This window comes from Pseudomonas hunanensis (assembly GCF_013393325.1).
Taxonomy (GTDB): Bacteria; Pseudomonadota; Gammaproteobacteria; order Pseudomonadales; family Pseudomonadaceae; genus Aquipseudomonas; species Aquipseudomonas putida_P.
Genome location: NZ_QJRC01000094.1, coordinates 1 through 18,960, shown reverse-complemented (window position 1 = coordinate 18,960; position 18,960 = coordinate 1). Strand labels below are relative to the sequence as shown.

Below are 18,960 nucleotides of genomic sequence, written 5' to 3'. Positions count from 1 at the left end.
TCATGTGCTCCTAGTGGCTGGCCGCAGTGGCGCCCATTTCGTTGACTTGCTGGAAGCGGCTGAAGCGCTCGAGGGCGAAGGGGGCAATCAGCTCGGGCACCTTGCCGCCGCTGGCGACCAACTCGGCCATGGCCTTGCCGCAGATCGGCGTGGCCTTGAACCCCCAGGTGCCCCAGCCAGCATCCAGGTAGTAGTTCTGCACCGGTGACAGGCCCATGATCGGGCTGTAGTCCGGGGTCATATCGGTCATCCCGGCCCACTGGCGCATCAGCTTGGCGTTGGCCATGAACGGGAACATTTCGATGGCGTGGGCCAGCAGGCTTTCCTTGAGGTCGAGGGTGGGGCGGGTGTTGTACAGCGGGTAAGGGTCGGAGCCGCCGCCAAAGACGATTTCGCCTCGGCTGGTCTGCTGCACGTAGCAGTGCAGCGCCGACGAACTTACCAGCGGGTCGAGAAACGGCTTGAAGGGCTGGGTGACCATGGCTTGCAGCGGGTAGGTGTGGATCGGCGCGCGGATGCCGGCCTTTGCCATCAACAGCGAACTGGTACCCGCCACGGCCTGGACCACGCAGCCGCATTGCACCGTGCCGCGGTTGGTCTTCACCGCCTCGATGCGGCCATTGCGGATCAGCAAGTCCTGCACTTCGGTCAGTTGGTGGATTTGCACGCCGCGCCTGGCTGCCTGTTTGGCGTAGCCCCAGGCCACCGCGTCGTGGCGCGCGGTGGCGCCGTCGATGTGCCACAGGCCCGCCAGCACCGGCAGGTGGCCGGGGTCCAGGTTCAGGCTGGGCACCAGCTCGCGGATCTGTTGGCGATCGATCATTTCGCTGCGCCCGCCGAAGTGCTTGTTCACTTCGGCGCGCTGGCGGAAGGCGCGCACGGTGGCGTCGGTGTGCGCCAGGGTAAGCTGGCCGCGCTCGGAATACATGATGTTGAAGTCGAACTCGTTCGACAGGTTCTGGAACATGCGCACCGATTCTGCGTAGAAGCGCACACCTTCGCTGGTGAGGTAGTTGGAGCGGATCACGGCGGTGTTGCGCGCGGTGTTGCCGCCCCCCAGGTAGGCTTTTTCCAGCACGGCGACGTTGGTCACACCGTGGTACTTGGCCAGGTAGTAGGCGATGGCCAGGCCGTGGCCGCCGCCGCCGATGATCACCACGTCATAGCGTGGCTTGAGTTCGCACGGTGGCGGCAGGTCGACCTCCACCGGGTAGTCGGCGCTCAGGCCGTATTTCAGCAGGGCGAAAGGCATGCGGTGCGCTCCTGGTGGGCGGCCTGTTGTTGCAGGTCGAGGGCGAGCAGGGTGTTTTTCATCAAGTAGGCGATGGTCATCGGGCCGACGCCGCCGGGGACCGGGGTAATGCCGGCGACCTGGGGCAGGGCAGCGGCGAAATCGACATCACCGACCAGGTGGTTTTGGCCGTCTTCATTGATGCGGTTGATGCCGACGTCGATCACCACCGCACCGGGTTTGAGGCAATCGGCACCGATCAGCCGTGGCTTGCCCACTGCGGCAACCAGGATGTCGGCCTGGCGGCACAACGCGGGCAGGTCGCGGCTGCGTGAATGCACCACAGTCACCGTGCAGTCGGCCTGCAACAGCAGGGCAGCCATGGGCTTGCCGACGATGTTCGAGCGGCCGACCACTACCGCATGTTTGCCACGCAGCTCGCCACAGGCGTCGCGCAGCAGGCGCATGCAGCCGCTGGGGGTGCACGGGGTCAGCACATCGCGGCCCTGGGCCAGGCCACCGACGTTCTCGCTGTGGAAGCCGTCCACGTCCTTGAGCGGGTTGATGGCCTGCAATACGCAATGCTCGTCGATGTGCGCGGGCAACGGCAGTTGCACGAGGATGCCGTTCACCTCGGGGTCGCGGTTCAGGCGGTCGATCAAGGTCAGCAGGTAGGCCTGGGTGGTGTCGGCGGGCAGGCGATGTTCCTGCGAGCGGATGCCCACCTCTTCGGCGCGCAGTACTTTATTGCGCACGTACACCTGGCTGGCGGCATCGGCACCCACCAGCACCACGACCAGGCCCGGTTGCACGCCGCCCTGGCGCAGTTCCTGCACCTGCTCGCGTACCTCGGCCAGCACACGCGCGGCGGTGGCCTTGCCGTCGATCAGCTTGAGGCTGGTAAGTGCGTTCATTTGAAGATCACCGTGCGGTCGTGGTTAAGGAATACCCGGTGTTCAAGGTGGTATTTCACCGCGCGGGACAGGGCGATGGTCTCGGTGTCGCGGCCGATGGCCACCAGAGCGTCCGGGGCATAGGCGTGGTCCACGCGTTGCACTTCCTGCTCGATGATCGGCCCTTCGTCCAGGTCGCGGGTCACGTAGTGGGCGGTGGCGCCGATCAGTTTTACCCCGCGCTGATAGGCCTGGTGGTAGGGCTTGGCGCCTTTGAAACCGGGCAGGAACGAGTGATGGATGTTGATCGCCCGGCCCGACAGCTGGCGGCACAGGTCATCGGAGAGGATTTGCATGTAGCGCGCCAGCACCACCAGTTCGGTGCCGGTGTCCTCGACGATACGCAGCAGTGCGGCTTCCTGTTCGGCCTTGGTTTCCTTGGTGACCGGCAGGTAAACGAAGCGAATGCCCTGGCGCTCGGCCATGGGGCGCAGGTCCAGGTGATTGGAGACCACGGCGGTGATCTGCATGTCCAGTTCGCCCTTGGCATGCCGGTACAACAGGTCGGACAGGCAGTGGTCGAACTTGCTCACCATCAGCAGCACACGCATCGGCCGGGCGCTGCTGTGCAGGCTCCATTGCATTTCGAAGCGCTGGGCCACGTCGGTAAAGCCAGCCTCCAGCTGTGGTGTGTCGCCGCTGACACCGGTGTTGAAGCGGAACACCGCGCGCATGAAGAAGCGCCCATTGTCCTCGTCGTCGAACTGCGCCATCTCGCTGATGTAGCAACCGTGCTCGGCCAGGTAAGTGGTCACCGCAGCGACGATGCCGGACACGGCCGGGCAACTGACGCGCAGGATGAAGTGATCGGGAGCGGGATGCATGTCGGATAGGCCTCGTGATGGAGTGGGGCAGGTCGGGCACAAGGGCAAAAGAAGATTCGCGACGGTGCGAAGGGTGTTTCTTGGTAGGAATATAAATTTCCTTTTGGAGATTTATAGGCGATATGAGGGGTTGTGGTCTAGATGTTTGTGAAATTTTTTATCCTGGCAGGAAAGTTTTTTTAGAGGCCTTTGCCGGGCTATGCTTGCTCCATGACCACACCACCGCCTCTACGCCAACCTTGCCCCCCTGGCGCCTGCGACTGCGGCCGGGAACACTTGGTCGAACACCCGCAGGCCGCCCAACGCATCCTCCTGCTGACCCGCCAGGAAGAAAAGCGCCTGCTCGAACGCCTGGAAAACCTCAAGGACCTCGAAGACCTGCAGCGCCTGCAGCAGCGTCTGTACGACAACCTCGGCATCCGCGTACACATCGCCCCCGGCTTCAACGAAGTGCGCACCATGCGCGGCATCGTCATCGAGCTGGATGATCAGCCGGGGCTATGCCGCAAAACCAGGCAGTCGATCCCGGCGGCCATTCGGCGTGGGCTGGAGCGCAACCCGCAGGTCGCCTACCGCCTGCTCGATACCTACGACCTGCTGCGTGACGGTTGAGAGAGGAGTGAGTCATGCACATGGCGGCGCAAACAAACCATAGCGCCTTAATTTTTCCGAAGCCTCCCACGTCTACTTGAAAGCCCCCCTGCGCGAAGCCCGCAGCGGTACTCATCATTCAAGGAGACAGGCAATGACTTCCGTTTTCGACCGCGACGATATCCAGTTCCAGGTAGTGGTCAACCACGAAGAGCAATACTCGATCTGGCCCGACTACAAGGCCATCCCCAACGGCTGGCGTGCGGTGGGCAAGAGCGGCTTGAAGAAGGACTGCCTGGCCTACATCGATGAGGTCTGGACCGATATGCGCCCGCTGAGCTTGCGCCAGAAAATGGCCGAAGCCGCCGCCCAGTGACCACGCTGAACCTGCTGTGCCTGCCGTACTCCGGCGCCAGCGCCATGGTCTACAGCCGCTGGCGGCGCAAGCTGCCAGCGTGGTTGCAAGTGCGCCCGGTAGAGCTGCCTGGGCGGGGCGCGCGCATGGCCGAGGCGCTGCGCACCGACATGCAAGCCCTGGCCCGGCAACTGGCCCGCGAACAGCGCCTGGCGGCCAGCGCCCCCTATGCGCTGCTTGGGCACAGCCTGGGCGCGCTGCTGGCCTTCGAGCTGGCCCATGAACTGCAAGCGTTGGGCTGCCCGCCACCCTTGGCGCTGTTCGCTTGCGGCACGGCGGCACCCACGCGGCGTGAGGACTACGACGGCAAGAACTGGCGCGAGCCCAAGAGTGACGCCGAGCTTATCAGCGAGTTGCGCGAGCTTCAGGGTACGCCCGAGGAAGTGCTGGCGAACGCCGAGTTGATGAGCCTGACCTTGCCGACCTTGCGTGCCGACTTTCTGTTGTGCGGCACCTACGCCTACCGCCAGCGGCCGGCGTTGCAGTGCCCACTGCATGTGCTGGGTGGCGTGGATGACCGGGCCAGCGACGAGCAACTGCAGGCCTGGCGCAAGGAAACCCACGGCAAGTTCTCGCTGCAGATGTTCCCAGGTGGGCACTTCTTCATCCATGAGCATGAAGACCGCGTGCTCGACGCGCTGACCGCGTCGTTGCAGCCGCTTCGGCTGTCCGCCTGATTGACGTCACCGCTTGCCTGGGGGAGGCTAGGGCTTTTCCCAGGCAAGGGGCAGACAATGCTGATCGATCCACTCAAGGCCACGCTGCTGGTCGTCGACATCCAGGAAAAACTCATCGGCGCCATGAGCGACCCCGAAGGCACTCGGGCGCGGGCCCGCTGGTTGCTGGCCGCGACTGCCGAGCTGGAACTGCCGACGGTGATTTCCGAGCAGTACCCCAAGGGCCTGGGCCATACCCTGGCGCAATTGCTGGCCGCAGCACCGGCCGCCGAGGTGGTGGAGAAAAGCCACTTTTCCTGCGTGGCCGCGCAGTGTCTGCCAGCCAGCCTGATGGCGCGTGAGCAGGTGATCGTCTGTGGCATGGAAACTCACGTCTGCGTGCTGCAGACCGTGCTCGGCCTGCTGGGGCTGGGCAAGCAGGTGTTCGTGGTCGAAGATGCCTGCGACAGCCGAACCTCGGCCAGCAAGGCGGCAGGCCTGGCTCGCATGCGTGCCGCCGGGGCGCAAGTGGTGACCCGTGAGATGGTGCTATTCGAACTGCTGGGCAGCGCCAGCCATCCGCTGTTCCGCCACATCAGCAAAACCTACCTGGTCGGTGAACAGCCCTGAACGGTCGGGCACTGGCTGTGGGGGTGATGGCCCTGGCGCTGCTGCAAGGCTGCGCCGGGCGTCGTGAAGAAGCGCCAGAAGCGGACCCGGCCAAGGTCCGCGCACAGCTGCTGCGATTGCTGCCTGCCCAGGCCAAGGATCGCGAGGGTTGGGCCCAGGATATTCAAGTGGCCTTTGCAGCGCAGCGCATAGCCCCCAGCAAAAGCAACCTGTGCGCAGTGCTGGCGGTAACCGAGCAGGAGTCGACCTTCACGGCCGATCCGCAGGTGCCCAACCTGGGGCGTATCGCCCGCGAGGAAATCGACCGCCGCGCTGCACGCCTGCACATTCCCAAACTGTTGGTCGACGGTGCGCTGAAGGCGCCTTCGGGTAACGGCCAGAGCTACCAGCAGCGTTTGCAGGCAGTGCGCAGCGAGAAGCAGTTGAGCGAACTGTACGACGAGGTCATTGCCCGCGTGCCGTTGGGCAAAAACTTGTTGGGCGGGCTGAACCCGGTGCACACCGGCGGGCCGATGCAGGTCAGCATCGACTTTGCCGAAAAGCATGCAACGGATTACCCCTACAGCCATGGCGGTACGATTCGCCAGGAGGTGTTCACTCGGCGCGGCGGCATGTACTTCGGTATTGCCCACCTGTTGGGCTACCCGGCCAACTACGAGCGCCAGCTTTATCGCTTTGCCGATTTCAACGCGGGCTGGTACGCCAGCCGCAATGCGGCGTTCCAGGCGGCGTTGAGCAGAGTAACGGGTGCGCCGCTGGCCCTGGACGGTGACTTGATCGCGCCGGGCTCGATCATGCCAGGCACTACTGAGCTCGTGGCGCGCAAGCTTGGGGTGAAGCTGGGGTTGCGTAACCCGCAGATTCGCAGCCAGCTGGAGGAGGGCGACAGCTTGGCGTTCGAGGACAGCAAGCTCTACAGTGGGGTGTTTGCCCTGGCGGATGCCAAGACTGGCAAGCCGGTGCCACGGGCGGTGTTGCCGGGGATTGAACTGAAGAGCCCCAAGATCACTCGCAAGCTGACTACCGCGTGGTTCGCAGGGCGGGTGGATGAGCGTTACCAGCGGTGCATGAAGCGGTAGCAGTGCGTTGCCTGTAACGGCCTCTTCGCGGCTGAAGCCGCCCCCACAGGAATGTGGCCGGACCCTAAGGTTGCGCGGTCCCTGTAGGAGCGGCTTTAGCCGCGAAGAGGCCAGCACAGGCGACATCAGCTTTCGCCCAATGCCCCAACCACCTGCTCCACGCTAGCCTTCAGCCCTGCAAACGCATCCTCAGGGTCACTCTCAACCACCACCAGCTTAGCCCCGGCCGCCTCGATCACCTCTGCCACCGCGGGGTCTGGCTGCCGGTGGTCCAGCACCAGTGCCACATCCTGCGCTTTCAGGTTTTCACCTAGCGCTTTGAGCGCGGCAGCATCCCACTCGGCTGGCAGCGGCTGCTCCACCACGTCCAGATTCAACCCGCTGGCCAGGTAGCCCAATCGCTCGGACAGGCTCACCACCGTCAGGTTGTCGACCTTGGCCAGACGCGTCTGGCTGCTGGCCGATAGCTCCAGCAACTGGCGCTTGAGCCCCGCCAGGTTGCCCTGGATCTTCGTCTTTTCGTCCGGTGCCAGCCGCTCCAGGTCATTGGCTACTACATCGGCCATGCGCCCGAGGTTGGTCGGGTTGAGCCAGGGGTAGGCGCCATAGGCATCGTCACCCGTGACCGCAATACCTGGCAGCGCGCCGTCCACCGGCCGCGCAGCATCGATCTCGACAATACGGATGTTGCTGCGCCGGGCCATCGGGTACAGCGGGTCGTCACGCCAGATCGAGCGCACGCCGATCACCGCATCCGCTTGCTGTGCGGCTTTGTGCAGGCTGGCGCCACCACGCCCGCTGAAGTATGACGGCTGGCGACTGGCCGGCAGGTTGGCCGGTGCTGCCTGCTTGAGCTGTACCGAGGTGCCGCCGAGCAGGGCACTGGCCAGGCTGTGAGTGACGGGCAGGGTCGTCAGCACTTGCGTGGCGAAAGACAGCGATGGCAGGCCGGCCAGGGCTAGTGCCAGGGTCAGGCGTTTGAAGTTCATGCCGGGTTTCCTTGCAGGCGGGGAACGAGGGCGCGGGCCAGGGCGGCCAGGGCGAAACAGAGACCGGCGACCAGAATGATCGCGGCACCTGACGGCACCGGCAGGTCGAACACGATCGGCAACAGGATGCCGAACAGGGTGCTGATGGTGGCAATCAGCACCGACAGGAAGAAAAAGCCCTTGAGTGACTGGCTGACCAGGCGAGCGGCGGCGGCAGGAATCACCAACAGCGCACCGACCAGGATGGCACCGATCACTTTCACTGCGGCCACGGTTACCAAGGTCACCAGCACCACGAACAGATAGTCCAGGGTTTTCACCGCCACCCCACGCACAGCCGCCAGTTGTGGGTTGAAGCTGGCCAGCATGATGCGGTTGTACAGCGGCAAGGCCAAGGCCAGTACCAGCACTGCGACGATGCCCAGTACCACCAGGTCCTGGCCGCTGACGGTCAGCACCGAGCCGAACAGCACGTTTTCGAGGATATGCACGTTGATCTTGCCTGCCAGCATCAACAGCAGGCTGGCGCCCAGCGCCAGCGACACCGACAGGAACACGCCAATCAACGTGTCCGGCGACAGACCGGTGCGGTTGCGCAGGAAGTTGAGCAGGATGCCGAACAGCAGGCAGTAGCCGAACAGGCTTCCGTAAGGGCCGGTGTAGGGCTCGCCCAACAGGATGCCGATGGCCACGCCGGTCAGCGCGGCATGGCCGACCGCTTCGGAGAAGAAGGCAAACCGCTTGACCACCACCAGGGTGCCCAGGCCACCGAGCACCGGGCCGATCATCAGGCCGGCCAGCAGGGCGTTGACCACGAAGCCGTAGGCCAGCGCCTCGGGCAGGTAGCCGGCAGTGGCCCAGTCCTGGACCGTTTGGCGAAAGAATTCAAAACTCATCAGGCAAGGCTCTCGCTACGCGGGTGAACGGAGAACAGGCCGAGCAGGCGCTCCGGGGTCAGGGCCTGGGCGGGTGGGGCGTCGAACAGTACCTGGCGGTTCAGGCCCGTCACTCGGTCGGCCAGGCGCAGCACAGCTTCCAGGTCATGCTCGATCCACAGCACGGTTGTGCCAACCTGGCGCCAGCCAAGCAGCAATTGTTCGAACACCTGGATACCCGCTTCATCGAGCGCTGACATGGGTTCGTCCAGCACCAGCAACTGCGGCTCGGGGATCAGGCCCTGGGCCAGCAGCACGCGCTGGCGCTCGCCGCCTGACAACGCCCCCATACGCCGCTTGCGTTTGTCGAGCATGCCGACCCGCGCCAGGGCCGCGTCGATAGCCGGCTGCACGCGCCGCGACAGGCCGAGGAAGGCCGGGCGACGCTGACACATGGCGGCCATGAAGTCGTCGACGGTCATTGGCAGGCCACGGTCGAACTCCAGTGCCTGCGGCACATAGCCAATCACTTCGCGCTCGTTCGGCCAATGCAGGGTCAGCTGCCCCTGATGCGGCATCTGCCCCAGCAGGGTCTTGATAAGCGAGCTCTTGCCGCCGCCATTAGGGCCGACGATGGCGTGCACGCTGCCTGCGGCAACGCTGAAACTGACCTGTTCGAGGATGCGGGTGCGGCCTAGCGTCAGGTCGATACCGGCGAACTCGATGCGTGGCCCGCAGGCTGCCAGCAGGTTGGCGGCTACGGTCATGCGCGGTTCTCCTGAATGGCACGGACCACGGTGTCGAGGTTGCGCTTCATTTCCACCTCGTATTTGTCCTTGGTGTATTCGCCATAGGAGATATGGGTCAACGGATACAGGCGCACGCCGGACTCACGCTGAATGGTTTCGACATAGGCCGACGGGAAGTCCATTTCCGAGAAGATCACCCGCACGTCCAGTGCCTTGAGCTGGTCGATGGTCTTTTTCAGCTGCGCCGGGCTGGGCTCGATGCCATGGGCCGGTTCGACCACTGCGGTCACTTCCAGGCCGAAATCACGCACGAGGTAGTCGTAGGCAGCATGGATGGTCGCCACGCGGAACGTGGCGCTGGGAGCTTCGGTGACCTTGGCCAGGGCCTCGGCCCGCAGGGCGCGCAGGCGCTTGGCGTAGGCGCGGGCGTTTTGCGTGTACAGCTTGGCGTTGTCCGGGTCGAGCTTGCCCAGTTCGCGGGCGATGTTGTTGACTTGGGCGATGGTGGTGCTGATGGACAGGAAGGTGTGCGGGTTGACCACCTTGCCGGCGCCGCGTGCGGCAATGCCGGTGGCCGCCAGCAACGGTACGTTCTGGTTGGCTTCGATGGTCGTGATGCCGGGCTTTTCACTGGCGGCGATCATGCGGTCGGCGAAGTCGTCGTGGCCCACGCCATTGAGCACCACCACGTCCAGCGTACCGATGCGTTTGATGTCCTCGGCCCGTGGCTCGTAGGCGTGGGGGTTGAAGCCTGCTGGAATCAACGGCACCACTTCGGCTTTGTCGCCGACGATGTTGCTCACGTAGCTGTAGTAGGGGTGCAGGGTGATGCCGATGCGCAGCGGCTTGCCGTTATCGGCCAGGGCCAGTGACGGCAGGGCAAAGGCCAGGAGCAGGGCGAGGGCGGAGCGGAGCATGGGGGAGTCCTTGGGTTCAGTGACGGTGTTCGCGGGTAACCCCGGCGTCGTAATGGCTGACGACCTGCTGCCAACCGGCGGCGATCAGGGTGGCCTGGCCGAGGTCGTCCGGGATCACGGCGGCGCTGTCGCGGCGCAGCCAGACATCGGCCTGGCCGGTGCTGTCGGCGGGCAGGATCAGCAGCAGGCTGCCGGCGACCTCGGGGGCCTGGCTGCGGCCCAGGTAGGCGCCGGGCTCCAGCCACGACCATTGGTGGCCGCCGCGGCTCTGGCTGCCGGTATCGACCACGAACGGTGGCAGGCCTTCCTCGGCCAGGGCCTGCACGCTGGGTACGACGCCATTTTCTTCACGCAGCAGCTGGATTTCGTCGAAGGCCACGCGCAAGTCGGTGTACAGGCCTTGCTCGGCGGCGGTGAGGTCGCGGCGGGCGTCGATCTGGTGGCTGGCGATGGTCTGTTCGTCCTCGCGCTCACCGCGTAGCAGCACCACGCTGGCGGCGAGCACCACGATCAACAGGCTGGCCAGCAGCACGTACAGGGTTTCGTGCCCGGCGCCGGCCGGGCGAATCACTTGGGCGCGGCTCATGGCTGGGCGATGTCGGCGTAGTCGACTTCCACCACGTGCCCGGGGCCTGCGTCGAATAGCACATAGAACTCACCGTCCGGGCGCTTGAAGGTCAGCGTCGAATCGTCACCAAGCTTGCCGCCGACCAGCACCTGTTCGTCATAGCCGATCACATCCAGGGTCACCCCAGGGGCACCGCTGCCGTCCGAGAAGCCGCCGGTGCACTTGACCTGGCCGCTGGCCAGCGCTTCGCATTCGCACATCGGGTTGTGCGCCAGGGCGGGGCCGGCGGCCAGTACCATGAAGGGCAGGGCGAGGGTGCGCATCAGGTTTTTCATTTCTTGCCTCCTTGTTTCTCGAGCCAGGCCACGGTGGCTGGCGATGCCTTGGCCAGGGGGACTGACGCCTGGTGCATGCTGCCGTCCCAGCCTTCCAGGGTGATCCAGATCTGCGCGTCGGGTTTGGTGCGTGGTGGAATCGGCAGCGAGGTGCCCATGTTGTACGGTGCACCGAAGAAGATGGTGCCGGCGGCGCGCAGGCTGCGAGGCTTGCCAATACGCAGGTAGGCCGCTTTGACGTCCTTGATGCAGGCCTTGCACAGCGATGCGTTGAACGACTTGAAGAAGCCGGCCGGGCCATCGGCGCGAGGCGCTTCGTCACGCAGTTCGGCCAGGTCGAGGCTGTAGGGGCCGACCTGGATGTTGCTGATCACATTGGCGCCCAGGCCGGCGTCACCGCGAAACAGCTTGGCGTCGGCGAAGTACTTGGGCATGAAACCCAGCGGAATCAGGATCAGCAGAATATTCAGGTGAAAACGCCACTTCAGCCAAAGCTGCTTCAGCGGGCTGGCGGGCAGGGCTTGGGCCTGGCTCATGAATGGATCTCCACGGTGGTTTCACTGCGCGCCGCACGGGGTGCTCGCTCGCTGCGTTTGAGGGCGGCGGCGGTGGCCTGGGCGGTACGTTTGGTCCAGATCAGCAGGCCGCTGAATACCATCAAGGTGAGGACCAGGCCGAAGAAGAACCAGATCAGCTTGATTGGCAGGCCGCCGAAATCGCCGGTGTGCAGCGGGCGCATGGATTCGGTGACGAACTCCAGGGCCGAGCGGTCGCTGATTTCGAACTGGCTGTCGACATTGCTTGTATACGGGTTTACCGACGCACTCTGGAACATCAACGGGTACCAGCCTGGCCCGGACAGGGTGACGTGACTGTAGGCGGTGGCGGGCAGCGAGACGGAGTTGATCTCCAGCCCCGGGATCGCCAGGCCGGCAATGCGCGCAGCTTCATCCAGGTTGATGCGCGGGGCAGGGCTGCCATCCGGCGTTTGCGGCACGTCCTCACGGGCGATCACCGGCACTATGGGCCGGCTGGAAATGGTGATGTGGTTGTCGAACAGTATCGCCTGGATCAGGAACCAGGTGCCGGTGATGGAAATCACCGCAATGAACCAGATCGACCACACCCCGGCCAGGCGGTGCAAGTCACCCCAAAAAATCCGCGAGCCATGGCCGGTGCGCACGGGTTTGAAAAAGCCCTTCCAAAACTTTTTGTACACAACCAGGCCAGTGACCAGCGAGGCCAGCATCGGCAGGCCGAGCAGCGACACCAGGTACCAGCCCCAGCTGAAACCATTGGTGAACGGCACCAGCCACCAGCCGTGCAGGGCCCGGGTGAAGGCTTCGAAGTTGAAGTCAGGGGTCTTGCCCTGGATGGCGCCGGTGTAGGGGTTTACGTACAGCGTCGGGCTGGTGCCGTCTGGCAGGGTGACATTGGCCTTTACCGCGAAGTGCGAGCCATCGGGTTGGCTGAGCCGGTCCACGACCATATCCGGCTCGGCCTTGTGCAAGGCTTCCAGCACCTGCTGGAAGCTCATGCGTTGCACGTCCGCGTCTGGCTTGTTGGCGCGCACGGCCGAGTCGGCCAGCCAGACGATTTCCTGGCTGACCACGGCAAGCATGCCGGTGAAGCAGACGATCAGGACAAAGAACCAGATCGGCAAGGCAAGCCAGCTGTGGACCAGGAACCACAGCCTGGATTTGGATTTTTTCGGTGATTTGGCCATCAGACGGTCTTCTGCAATGGGTGGTCGAGCGTGTGCCCAACCAAAGAGGGCTGTACTGATAAGGACGAATGAGAATTGAAAACCTGCCTTTTAAAATGAAAGCAAATGTTTCAAAAGACGAAGGCCGGACGGCGCACGCGGCGTCAGTCCGGCCTTGAAGGCTTGTTGCAGAGGGTTCAGGCGCGGGTCAGGGCTACCGCCGCTTGCGGCTTGCCGTGCAGCTGCGCCAGGTCCTGGTACAGCGCCCGGCCAATTTCCGCAGCGCGGGCCGGCAGCACTGAAAGCAGCGTGTCACTCAGGCCGTGGCTGTTTTCGCAGAAGCCCTGCAAGTAAACAGAGGCCTGCAGGTCGGGGCTGGCCAGTACACGGTAGTTGCGGTCGACGCTGAAGTCCTCCAGATAACCGGCCAGTGGCGCCAGCAGGTCACGGTGCGAGCGGCGCTCGTAACCGGTGGCGAGGATCACGGCATCGTAGCGGTGGGTTTGCTGCTGGCCGGTGGCAAGGTCGCGCAAGGTCAGTTCCAGGCCTTCGCGGGTGGCCACCACCGCTTCCACCTGGCGCCGGCATAGCACGTTGTGGCGGTGCTGGTGGGCGACCTTCTGACGGTAAAGGATGCCGTAGATGCGCTCGATCAGGTTGAGGTCGACCACCGAGTAGTTGGTGTTGTGGTACTCGCCCAGCAATTTGCTGCGCTGGTCGGCCGGTTCGTTGTAGACCAGGTCGGTGTAATCCGGTGAGAAGATCTCGTTGACGAACGGGCTGTCGTCGGCGGGTTTGAGGGCCGACCCGCGCAGGATCATGTCGACCTTGACCGACGGGTAGCTGTCATTGAGATCGATGAACGCCTCAGCGGCGCTCTGGCCTGAGCCGATCACGGCGATGCGCATGGGTTTACCGTCGGTGCACGGCAGCTTGTTCAGGCTGCTCAGGTACTGGGAGTGGTGGAACACCCGTGGGTCGTCCTTGAAGGCGCCGAACTTTTCCGGGATTTTCGGCGTGCCGCCGCTGCCGACCACCACCGAGCGGGTGCGGCGGCTGTATTCGCGGCCTTGCGCGTCACGTGAAACCAGGCGCAGGTGCTCGACCCGGCCGGCATTCAATTCCGGTTCGATGCGCAACACTTCCTGGCCATACACCGCCTGGGTAGCGAAATGCTCGGCGGCCCAGCGCAGGTAGTCGTTGTACTCCAGGCGGCAGGGGTAGAAGGTGCCGAGGTTGATGAAGTCGGCCAGGCGCTGCTTCTGGTGCAGGTAGTTGACGAAGCTGTAGGGGCTGGTGGGGTTGCGCAGTGACACCAGGTCTTTCAGGAACGAGATCTGCAGCTCGCTCTGGGTGGCCAGGGTTTCGCCGTGCCAGCGGTAGTCTTGTTGCTTGTCGATGAACAGTGCGTCGAGGGCATGGCCCTGAGACTCGGCGAGTTCTTCCAGGGCGATGGCCAAGGCCAGGTTGGAAGGGCCGAAGCCCACGCCGATCAGATCTTTGATGGTTTCCTGCTGTGAGGGCTGGCTCATGGCTGCGATTCCCTGAATGGTCGAATATGGACGCCCGCCGGGGCTCCGGCTCCTGCGCAAGTACATGAGTTGGAACGAGCCAGGCGGGGGGGAATTTAAGCGGGCTCAAGAACTGCATGAGGCGGCCGATAGGGTGGTTACGGCAAGGACCGATCTTTTTGGCAAGGAATCGACATGAGCGGAATAACGGCAAGCAACCTGATGATCAACGGCGTTTCAGCGCAGACGCTGAGCGCCAACGCAGCGACTGAACGCGAACAGGCAAAACAGGCCGGTGAGGCACTGGGGCCACTGAGCATCAGCAGTGACAGCATGAAAGTTTCAGCGGGTAGCCAGGCGCAATCCACTGACACTGAAGACAGTGGCGAGTCGCAGGCCGTGACCGAGCTGCGTCAGCTGATCAAGGATCTGCAGAAACAACTGGCTGAAGAGCAGAAGCAATTGGCTGCGCTGCAGAACAGCAAGATGGACGAGGCCGCCAAGGCGGCTGCGGTGGGCGCCAAGCAGGCGAGCATTGCCACCATCAATGGGCAGATCATGGCAGCCACGGCGCAATTGCTGGAGCTGTTGCAGCAAGAGGGTGGCAGCAGTGCCGGCGGGATGGTCAGCGCCACGGCCTGATCATCCCGCCGGCATGCGCAGTCCCTGTAGGAGCGGCCATGTGTCGCGATGGGCCGCTCCGTCAGACACGCGCGTAGTAGCAGGTAGTGGTTATTCGGTCACCAAGCGGCCCTTGCTCTGCCGGTCCGCCTTGTACTGCATGGCCACTGCTGGCGCCGGCTTGGCGGCACCGGTTTCCAGCCACTGACGCATGCGGCTGGCATCGGCGAAGTGGGTGTACTTGCCGAAGGCATCGAGAATGACCATGGCTACCGGGCGATTGTCCATGCGGGTCAACAGCACCAGGCAATGCCCGGCCTCGTTGGTGAAGCCGGTCTTGGTCAGCTTGATGTCCCAGTTGCTCTTGTTCACCAGGTGGTCGGTGTTACGGAAGCCCAGGGTGTAGTTGGGCTTGCGGAAGGCCACGGTCTTTTCGCGGGTGGTCGACAGCTCGCTCAGCATCGGGTACTTGCGCGAGGCCATCAGCAGCTTGGCCAGGTCGCGTGCGGTGGACACGTTCTGCGTCGACAGGCCAGTCGGCTCAACATAGCGGGTGTGTGCCATACCCAGGCTGCGGGCCTTGGCATTCATGGCCTTGATGAACGCCGGGTAGCCGCCGGGGTAGGCGTTGGCCAGGCTGTTGGCCGCACGGTTTTCCGACGACATCAGGGTAATCAGCAAGGTTTCGCGGCGGTCGAGCTGGCTGCCCAGGCGCACGCGCGAATACACGCCTTTCATTTCCGGGTTGTTGGCGATGGTCATGGTGAGCATTTCATCCATGGGCAGCTTGGCATCCAGCACCACCATCGCTGTCATCAGCTTGGTTACCGAGGCGATCGGCACCACGCGGTCGGCGTGGCTCGAATACAATTCCTGGTTGCTGTTCAGGTCGATCAGCAGGGCACTGCCTGAAGCCAGGTGCAGCTTGGACGGGTCTCGTTGAGCCTGGACCGGGGGTTGTGCAGCAGCAGTCGACGGAAGGGTCGCGGTACCTGTGAGCAACAGCAGCAGGCTGAGGATGGACAGGGATGTTTTCACGTTGAGGCTCACTAAAAGTTGGTATGTCGTTGGCTGTGCAAGGGTTTTCCCCCTAAAACCGATGCATTCTGGAGTATGGCTGAATTGCTGTCGAATGCCTTATGACTAAAGGGCGCAAAGTGAACGATATTTAATCCTGTACCAATTTTTAACCAATCACGTACTTTTCCAGATTCGCAATTCGGCCCAGTCGTCAGCGGAATTGTTTCGTGGTGGTATGCTCGCCGCTTACCAAACAGGGAGAGTGGTAATGAGGTTGCGGGAGAGACATAAGGCTTTGCAAGAGTGGCTCACGCCAAGGCGCCGTCGGCGCACCGGGATAGCGCTGATCGTAGCCTGGATCGCTGCGACGGTAGTGTGGCCAAGCAGCAACTGGGCTTGGGTAGGTGGCCCAGGTATGTACCTGCTTTTCAGTGCTTGGCCGGCTGAGTTGCACGACAAGCGTTGATGCGCTGGCGGCGCGGATCCAAGTAGCGGCGCTGTAGTGCTACGGTCGCTATCACGCCGCCCTCGATCCAAACGGCCGGACCACGCTCTCGACCTTGTTGCCGGCTACCATCGCCCTGGCTCACGAGCAGTTGGTCGCTATCGAGCCGGACCAGCAGCGCTTGCAACGCACTGCTGTTCTGATGCAACGAAAAGGGGCTTACCAAACGGCTGCAGCGAGGGCCTTTGTCGAACTGGCGAAAAAAGTGGCCAAGCACCTTGAGGCGCCAGGCTGCTCCACTCAGATGACGTAGCAGCCCGTCATTTGAATTTTCGGGTAGCCGCCGACGAGCTAGGACAATGCCTATTGTCTGGCCTGGCCACGAAACGCTCACCCGCAGGCGGCCCTCGATATCGTTCGAATCTGGCTGCTTGAACAAACAAGACTATAGATTATCTACTGGCATGAAGAAGGGTTGCTGTCTCTCTGAGCGGTGCTGAGCGGTGCTAGTCTCATTTCACCAACAACCCGTCCACGCCTCACTCAGGAGGATGTATGTCAGTAGAAAAAGTAGCAATAGTCACTGCCGGTGGTAGCGGCATGGGAGCGGCGGCAGCACGTAGATTGGCTGCCGATGGCTTCAAGGTCGGTATTCTCTCTTCATCTGGCAAGGGCGAGGCCCTGGCGCAGGAATTAGGCGGCATTGGCGTAACCGGCAGTAACCAGTCAAATGAAGATCTGCAGCGCCTCGTCGACGCAGTCATTCATAAATGGGGCCGTATCGATGTGTTGGTCAACAGCGCCGGCCATGGTCCGCGGGCACCGATCCTTGAGATCAGCGACGAAGACTGGCACCAGGGTATGGAGACATACCTGCTCAACGTAATTCGTCCTGTGAGGCTGGTGACCCCGTACATGCAGCGCCAGAACGGTGGTGCAATCATCAACATTTCCACTGCATGGGTGTTCGAGCCAAGCGAACTCTTCCCTACCTCGGCAGTTTTCCGTGCCGGTTTGGCGTCGTTCAGCAAAATCTATGCTGACAAGTACGCCGCTGACAACATTCGCATTAATAACGTGCTGCCTGGTTGGATCGACAGCCTCCCAGCTACCGAACAGCGTCGAGAAGGTGTGCCGCTCAAGCGCTATGGCACCAGTGAGGAAATTGCCGCCACTATCGCCTTCCTCGCAAGCGAAGGGGCAGCCTACATTACCGGCCAGAACATCAAGGTCGACGGCGGCGTTACCCGCAGCGTCTGAATGCCTCCGGGCCGCACGCAGTACGCGGCCCTTTTTCATTTTGGGCGATTGTCATGCTTGATCTGATATTGGCTAAGGTATGGTCAGATTTATCCATACCTGTTGGCGGTATTCCAAATCCATATCGCTTGATGCAACTGGCCACCGTCAATACTGAAGGGCAACCTAAGGTAAGCACTGTTGTCTTGCGACATGCGGATGCGTGTACGAAGTCGATCATCTTTTATGTGGACAAGCGCTCGGCGAAACTTGCAGAGATACTGGCCGAACCTAGAGTCGGCATTACCTCCGTCGACCCGTCTGGCAAGCGTCAACTTCGGGTTGAAGGCCTAGGTGAGCCGTTGTCGGATGTGTCGCTCCTTGCCAGGCACTGGGAGCAGGCACGAGGACGAACTCAAGCGCTCTTTCGCCATGGACGCATACCCGGTGAGGCTATTTCTTCACCTTCAACAGCTTACGAAACGCACATGGATGGTTTCAAGAATTTCGCTTTACTGGCTGTCCACCTACGACAAATAGAGTGGCTCGATCTTACCCAGGATATCCACCAACGGGCACGCTTCATTTTGCAAGGCGACCATTGGCAGGCGGGTTGGATCGCTCCCTAAGGCAGGATCAATTTTAATGAGCAGAATCGCTATCCACAGTGACCAGGCGCCGAAAGCTATTGGCCCGTATTCGCAAGCAGTCCACATGGGTGAGTTGGTGTTCTTGACAGGGCAAATCGCGCTTCACCCTGAAAAGATGGAATTGGCTCAAGGCATTGAAGCCCAAACCATTCAGGTATTCGAGAACCTCCAGTCAGTAGCACAAGCCGCAGGCGGTAGTTTTTCTGACGTAGGAAAGCTCACTATTTACCTCACGGAACTCTCGCACTTTGGTGTCGTGAACGAAATAATGGGCCGTTACTTTGAAGCGCCTTACCCAGCACGAGCTACCGTGGGTGTATCGGCGCTCGCGTTGAATGCTTTGGTTGCTATTGACGCCACCTTAGTGCTTCCTCGAAAAACAGCATAATCCGCAAGTTTCCTCTTTATCATAAAACTCATTCAGCACCGGGCAGATGTTTCGTCATCTGCTCGCGTGGCTCACTCTCGATAGTGGCAGGGCAAATAGATGGCCAAGGCAGCTGATCTCGTTGTGCAATGTTTGGAAAGTGAAGGTGTTGAGTACGTGTTCGGCATTCCCGGCGAGGAAAACCTCGACCTGCTCGAATCCCTGCGCAAGTCGAAGATCAAGCTGGTACTGACCCGTCACGAGCAGTCTGCAGGTTTCATGGCTGCCACCTACGGCCGCCTGACCGGCAAGACCGGCGTCAGCCTGTCGACCCTCGGCCCTGGCGCCACCAACCTGGTCACCGCCAGCGCCTATGCCTACCTGGGCGGCATGCCGATGATGATGATCACCGGGCAGAAGCCGATCAAGAAGTCCAAGCAGGGCCGCTTCCAGATCATTGACGTGTGCGGCATGATGGACCCCATCACCAAGTACACCCACCAGTTCGCCTCGGCCGACAACATCCCGTCGCGCATGCGCGAAGCCTTCCGCCTGGCCGAAGAAGAAAAGCCGGGGGCGGTACACCTGGA

The 18,960-nt window shown here is 62.5% G+C and carries 23 protein-coding genes and 1 pseudogene; 11 read left to right on the top strand and 13 right to left on the bottom strand.

The window, feature by feature from the left end:
- Nucleotides 1–10: 10 nt before the first annotated feature.
- The 3 genes from DM807_RS15465 to purU are packed head-to-tail and all read right to left on the bottom strand — an operon-like array spanning nucleotide 11 to nucleotide 3,008.
- Nucleotides 11–1,252 carry an FAD-dependent oxidoreductase gene (locus DM807_RS15465; protein ID WP_179027527.1) on the bottom strand — a complete coding sequence of 414 codons (1,242 nt, stop codon included), beginning with the start codon at nucleotides 1,250–1,252 and terminating at the stop codon, nucleotides 11–13.
- Nucleotides 1,234–2,145: a bifunctional methylenetetrahydrofolate dehydrogenase/methenyltetrahydrofolate cyclohydrolase FolD gene (gene folD, locus DM807_RS15460; protein WP_179027526.1), complete on the bottom strand. Its 912-nt coding sequence runs from the start codon at nucleotides 2,143–2,145 to the stop codon at nucleotides 1,234–1,236. The genes DM807_RS15465 and folD overlap by 19 nt, the downstream gene beginning before the upstream one ends.
- Nucleotides 2,142–3,008, bottom strand: coding sequence for a formyltetrahydrofolate deformylase (purU, locus tag DM807_RS15455; RefSeq protein ID WP_179027525.1), 867 nt, complete (start codon nucleotides 3,006–3,008; stop codon nucleotides 2,142–2,144). Before purU ends, folD begins: the two co-directional genes overlap by 4 nt.
- Before the next feature lie 210 nt (nucleotides 3,009–3,218).
- Between purU and DM807_RS15450 the strand changes: the two genes are divergently transcribed.
- The 5 genes from DM807_RS15450 (at nucleotide 3,219) to DM807_RS15430 (ending at nucleotide 6,379) form a co-directional block, all read left to right on the top strand.
- Entirely contained in the window at nucleotides 3,219–3,620 is a 402-nt protein-coding gene (locus tag DM807_RS15450; protein ID WP_012271759.1) for a hypothetical protein, read from the top strand.
- 133 nt (nucleotides 3,621–3,753) lie between these two features.
- Complete coding sequence (locus DM807_RS15445) at nucleotides 3,754–3,975, top strand: MbtH family protein (RefSeq protein WP_003256222.1); 222 nt, start codon at nucleotides 3,754–3,756, stop codon at nucleotides 3,973–3,975.
- Nucleotides 3,972–4,691: an alpha/beta fold hydrolase gene (locus tag DM807_RS15440; RefSeq protein WP_179027524.1), complete on the top strand. Its 720-nt coding sequence runs from the start codon at nucleotides 3,972–3,974 to the stop codon at nucleotides 4,689–4,691. Before DM807_RS15445 ends, DM807_RS15440 begins: the two co-directional genes overlap by 4 nt.
- A 57-nt stretch (nucleotides 4,692–4,748) precedes the next feature.
- Nucleotides 4,749–5,300 (top strand): hydrolase, encoded by a 552-nt coding sequence (locus tag DM807_RS15435; RefSeq protein ID WP_012271761.1) that lies wholly within the window; start codon nucleotides 4,749–4,751, stop codon nucleotides 5,298–5,300.
- Complete coding sequence (locus DM807_RS15430) at nucleotides 5,297–6,379, top strand: DUF1615 domain-containing protein (RefSeq protein WP_425326928.1); 1,083 nt, start codon at nucleotides 5,297–5,299, stop codon at nucleotides 6,377–6,379. The genes DM807_RS15435 and DM807_RS15430 overlap by 4 nt, the downstream gene beginning before the upstream one ends.
- A gap of 125 nt (nucleotides 6,380–6,504) precedes the next feature.
- Here DM807_RS15430 and DM807_RS15425 read toward each other — a convergent pair whose 3' ends face one another.
- The 9 genes from DM807_RS15425 to DM807_RS15385 form a co-directional block, all read right to left on the bottom strand.
- Nucleotides 6,505–7,368, bottom strand: coding sequence for a metal ABC transporter substrate-binding protein (locus DM807_RS15425; RefSeq protein ID WP_179027522.1), 864 nt, complete (start codon nucleotides 7,366–7,368; stop codon nucleotides 6,505–6,507).
- Nucleotides 7,365–8,264 carry a metal ABC transporter permease gene (locus tag DM807_RS15420; RefSeq protein ID WP_012271764.1) on the bottom strand — a complete coding sequence of 300 codons (900 nt, stop codon included), beginning with the start codon at nucleotides 8,262–8,264 and terminating at the stop codon, nucleotides 7,365–7,367. Before DM807_RS15420 ends, DM807_RS15425 begins: the two co-directional genes overlap by 4 nt.
- The gene (locus tag DM807_RS15415; RefSeq protein ID WP_012271765.1) at nucleotides 8,264–9,010 is read right to left on the bottom strand and encodes a metal ABC transporter ATP-binding protein; all 747 of its coding nucleotides are present in this window, start codon (nucleotides 9,008–9,010) and stop codon (nucleotides 8,264–8,266) included. Before DM807_RS15415 ends, DM807_RS15420 begins: the two co-directional genes overlap by 1 nt.
- Nucleotides 9,007–9,909 (bottom strand): metal ABC transporter substrate-binding protein, encoded by a 903-nt coding sequence (locus tag DM807_RS15410; protein ID WP_012271766.1) that lies wholly within the window; start codon nucleotides 9,907–9,909, stop codon nucleotides 9,007–9,009. Before DM807_RS15410 ends, DM807_RS15415 begins: the two co-directional genes overlap by 4 nt.
- A gap of 16 nt (nucleotides 9,910–9,925) precedes the next feature.
- On the bottom strand, nucleotides 9,926–10,495 hold the full coding sequence (locus DM807_RS15405; RefSeq protein ID WP_179027521.1) for a DUF6162 family protein: 570 nt from the start codon (nucleotides 10,493–10,495) through the stop codon (nucleotides 9,926–9,928).
- Entirely contained in the window at nucleotides 10,492–10,812 is a 321-nt protein-coding gene (locus tag DM807_RS15400) for a hypothetical protein (RefSeq protein ID WP_012271768.1), read from the bottom strand. Before DM807_RS15400 ends, DM807_RS15405 begins: the two co-directional genes overlap by 4 nt.
- Nucleotides 10,809–11,348: a hypothetical protein gene (locus DM807_RS15395; RefSeq protein WP_012271769.1), complete on the bottom strand. Its 540-nt coding sequence runs from the start codon at nucleotides 11,346–11,348 to the stop codon at nucleotides 10,809–10,811. The genes DM807_RS15400 and DM807_RS15395 overlap by 4 nt, the downstream gene beginning before the upstream one ends.
- Nucleotides 11,345–12,538, bottom strand: a complete 1,194-nt coding sequence (locus tag DM807_RS15390) for a PepSY-associated TM helix domain-containing protein (RefSeq protein WP_012271770.1) — start codon at nucleotides 12,536–12,538, stop codon at nucleotides 11,345–11,347. Before DM807_RS15390 ends, DM807_RS15395 begins: the two co-directional genes overlap by 4 nt.
- Nucleotides 12,539–12,714: 176 nt before the next feature.
- A complete protein-coding gene (locus DM807_RS15385; protein WP_179027520.1) occupies nucleotides 12,715–14,049 on the bottom strand; it encodes a lysine N(6)-hydroxylase/L-ornithine N(5)-oxygenase family protein in 1,335 nt (444 codons plus the stop codon).
- Nucleotides 14,050–14,223: 174 nt separating this feature from the next.
- Between DM807_RS15385 and DM807_RS15380 the strand changes: the two genes are divergently transcribed.
- Nucleotides 14,224–14,670: a hypothetical protein gene (locus tag DM807_RS15380; protein WP_012271772.1), complete on the top strand. Its 447-nt coding sequence runs from the start codon at nucleotides 14,224–14,226 to the stop codon at nucleotides 14,668–14,670.
- 90 nt (nucleotides 14,671–14,760) lie between these two features.
- Here the strand turns inward: DM807_RS15380 and pbpG are convergent, their stop codons facing one another.
- On the bottom strand, nucleotides 14,761–15,687 hold the full coding sequence (gene pbpG, locus DM807_RS15375; RefSeq protein WP_012271773.1) for a D-alanyl-D-alanine endopeptidase: 927 nt from the start codon (nucleotides 15,685–15,687) through the stop codon (nucleotides 14,761–14,763).
- Between the two features lie 524 nt (nucleotides 15,688–16,211).
- On the opposite strand from pbpG, the pseudogene DM807_RS27715 reads away from it, so the two are divergent.
- From DM807_RS27715 to DM807_RS15355, 5 genes and pseudogenes are all read left to right on the top strand, one after another.
- Nucleotides 16,212–16,427 (top strand): annotated as a pseudogene (locus tag DM807_RS27715) (transcriptional regulator CynR); the annotation flags it as partial.
- 242 nt (nucleotides 16,428–16,669) lie between these two features.
- The gene (locus DM807_RS15370; protein ID WP_012271775.1) at nucleotides 16,670–17,374 is read left to right on the top strand and encodes an SDR family oxidoreductase; all 705 of its coding nucleotides are present in this window, start codon (nucleotides 16,670–16,672) and stop codon (nucleotides 17,372–17,374) included.
- Nucleotides 17,375–17,427: 53 nt separating this feature from the next.
- A complete protein-coding gene (locus DM807_RS15365; RefSeq protein WP_179027519.1) occupies nucleotides 17,428–17,982 on the top strand; it encodes a pyridoxamine 5'-phosphate oxidase family protein in 555 nt (184 codons plus the stop codon).
- Between the two features lie 16 nt (nucleotides 17,983–17,998).
- Nucleotides 17,999–18,391: a Rid family detoxifying hydrolase gene (locus DM807_RS15360; protein ID WP_012271777.1), complete on the top strand. Its 393-nt coding sequence runs from the start codon at nucleotides 17,999–18,001 to the stop codon at nucleotides 18,389–18,391.
- Between the two features lie 156 nt (nucleotides 18,392–18,547).
- The coding region (locus DM807_RS15355) for a thiamine pyrophosphate-binding protein (RefSeq protein WP_425326927.1) at nucleotides 18,548–18,960 on the top strand (413 nt) is incomplete at its 3' end.

Bases quoted from the DNA above. Each gene is read 5' to 3' on its own strand.
- DM807_RS15450 (WP_012271759.1), top strand. From the start codon at position 3,219: ATGACCACACCACCGCCTCTACGCCAACCTTGCCCCCCTGGCGCCTGC.
- DM807_RS15370 (WP_012271775.1), top strand. From the start codon at position 16,670: ATGTCAGTAGAAAAAGTAGCAATAGTCACTGCCGGTGGTAGCGGCATG.
- DM807_RS15410 (WP_012271766.1), bottom strand. From the start codon at position 9,909: ATGCTCCGCTCCGCCCTCGCCCTGCTCCTGGCCTTTGCCCTGCCGTCA.
- DM807_RS15445 (WP_003256222.1), top strand. From the start codon at position 3,754: ATGACTTCCGTTTTCGACCGCGACGATATCCAGTTCCAGGTAGTGGTC.
- DM807_RS15390 (WP_012271770.1), bottom strand. From the start codon at position 12,538: ATGGCCAAATCACCGAAAAAATCCAAATCCAGGCTGTGGTTCCTGGTC.
- DM807_RS15415 (WP_012271765.1), bottom strand. From the start codon at position 9,010: ATGACCGTAGCCGCCAACCTGCTGGCAGCCTGCGGGCCACGCATCGAG.
- DM807_RS15360 (WP_012271777.1), top strand. From the start codon at position 17,999: ATGAGCAGAATCGCTATCCACAGTGACCAGGCGCCGAAAGCTATTGGC.
- DM807_RS15435 (WP_012271761.1), top strand. From the start codon at position 4,749: ATGCTGATCGATCCACTCAAGGCCACGCTGCTGGTCGTCGACATCCAG.
- DM807_RS15395 (WP_012271769.1), bottom strand. From the start codon at position 11,348: ATGAGCCAGGCCCAAGCCCTGCCCGCCAGCCCGCTGAAGCAGCTTTGG.
- DM807_RS15385 (WP_179027520.1), bottom strand. From the start codon at position 14,049: ATGAGCCAGCCCTCACAGCAGGAAACCATCAAAGATCTGATCGGCGTG.
- DM807_RS15365 (WP_179027519.1), top strand. From the start codon at position 17,428: ATGCTTGATCTGATATTGGCTAAGGTATGGTCAGATTTATCCATACCT.
- purU (WP_179027525.1), bottom strand. From the start codon at position 3,008: ATGCATCCCGCTCCCGATCACTTCATCCTGCGCGTCAGTTGCCCGGCC.
- DM807_RS15420 (WP_012271764.1), bottom strand. From the start codon at position 8,264: ATGAGTTTTGAATTCTTTCGCCAAACGGTCCAGGACTGGGCCACTGCC.
- DM807_RS15425 (WP_179027522.1), bottom strand. From the start codon at position 7,368: ATGAACTTCAAACGCCTGACCCTGGCACTAGCCCTGGCCGGCCTGCCA.
- folD (WP_179027526.1), bottom strand. From the start codon at position 2,145: ATGAACGCACTTACCAGCCTCAAGCTGATCGACGGCAAGGCCACCGCC.
- DM807_RS15405 (WP_179027521.1), bottom strand. From the start codon at position 10,495: ATGAGCCGCGCCCAAGTGATTCGCCCGGCCGGCGCCGGGCACGAAACC.
- DM807_RS15380 (WP_012271772.1), top strand. From the start codon at position 14,224: ATGAGCGGAATAACGGCAAGCAACCTGATGATCAACGGCGTTTCAGCG.
- DM807_RS15465 (WP_179027527.1), bottom strand. From the start codon at position 1,252: ATGCCTTTCGCCCTGCTGAAATACGGCCTGAGCGCCGACTACCCGGTG.
- DM807_RS15400 (WP_012271768.1), bottom strand. From the start codon at position 10,812: ATGAAAAACCTGATGCGCACCCTCGCCCTGCCCTTCATGGTACTGGCC.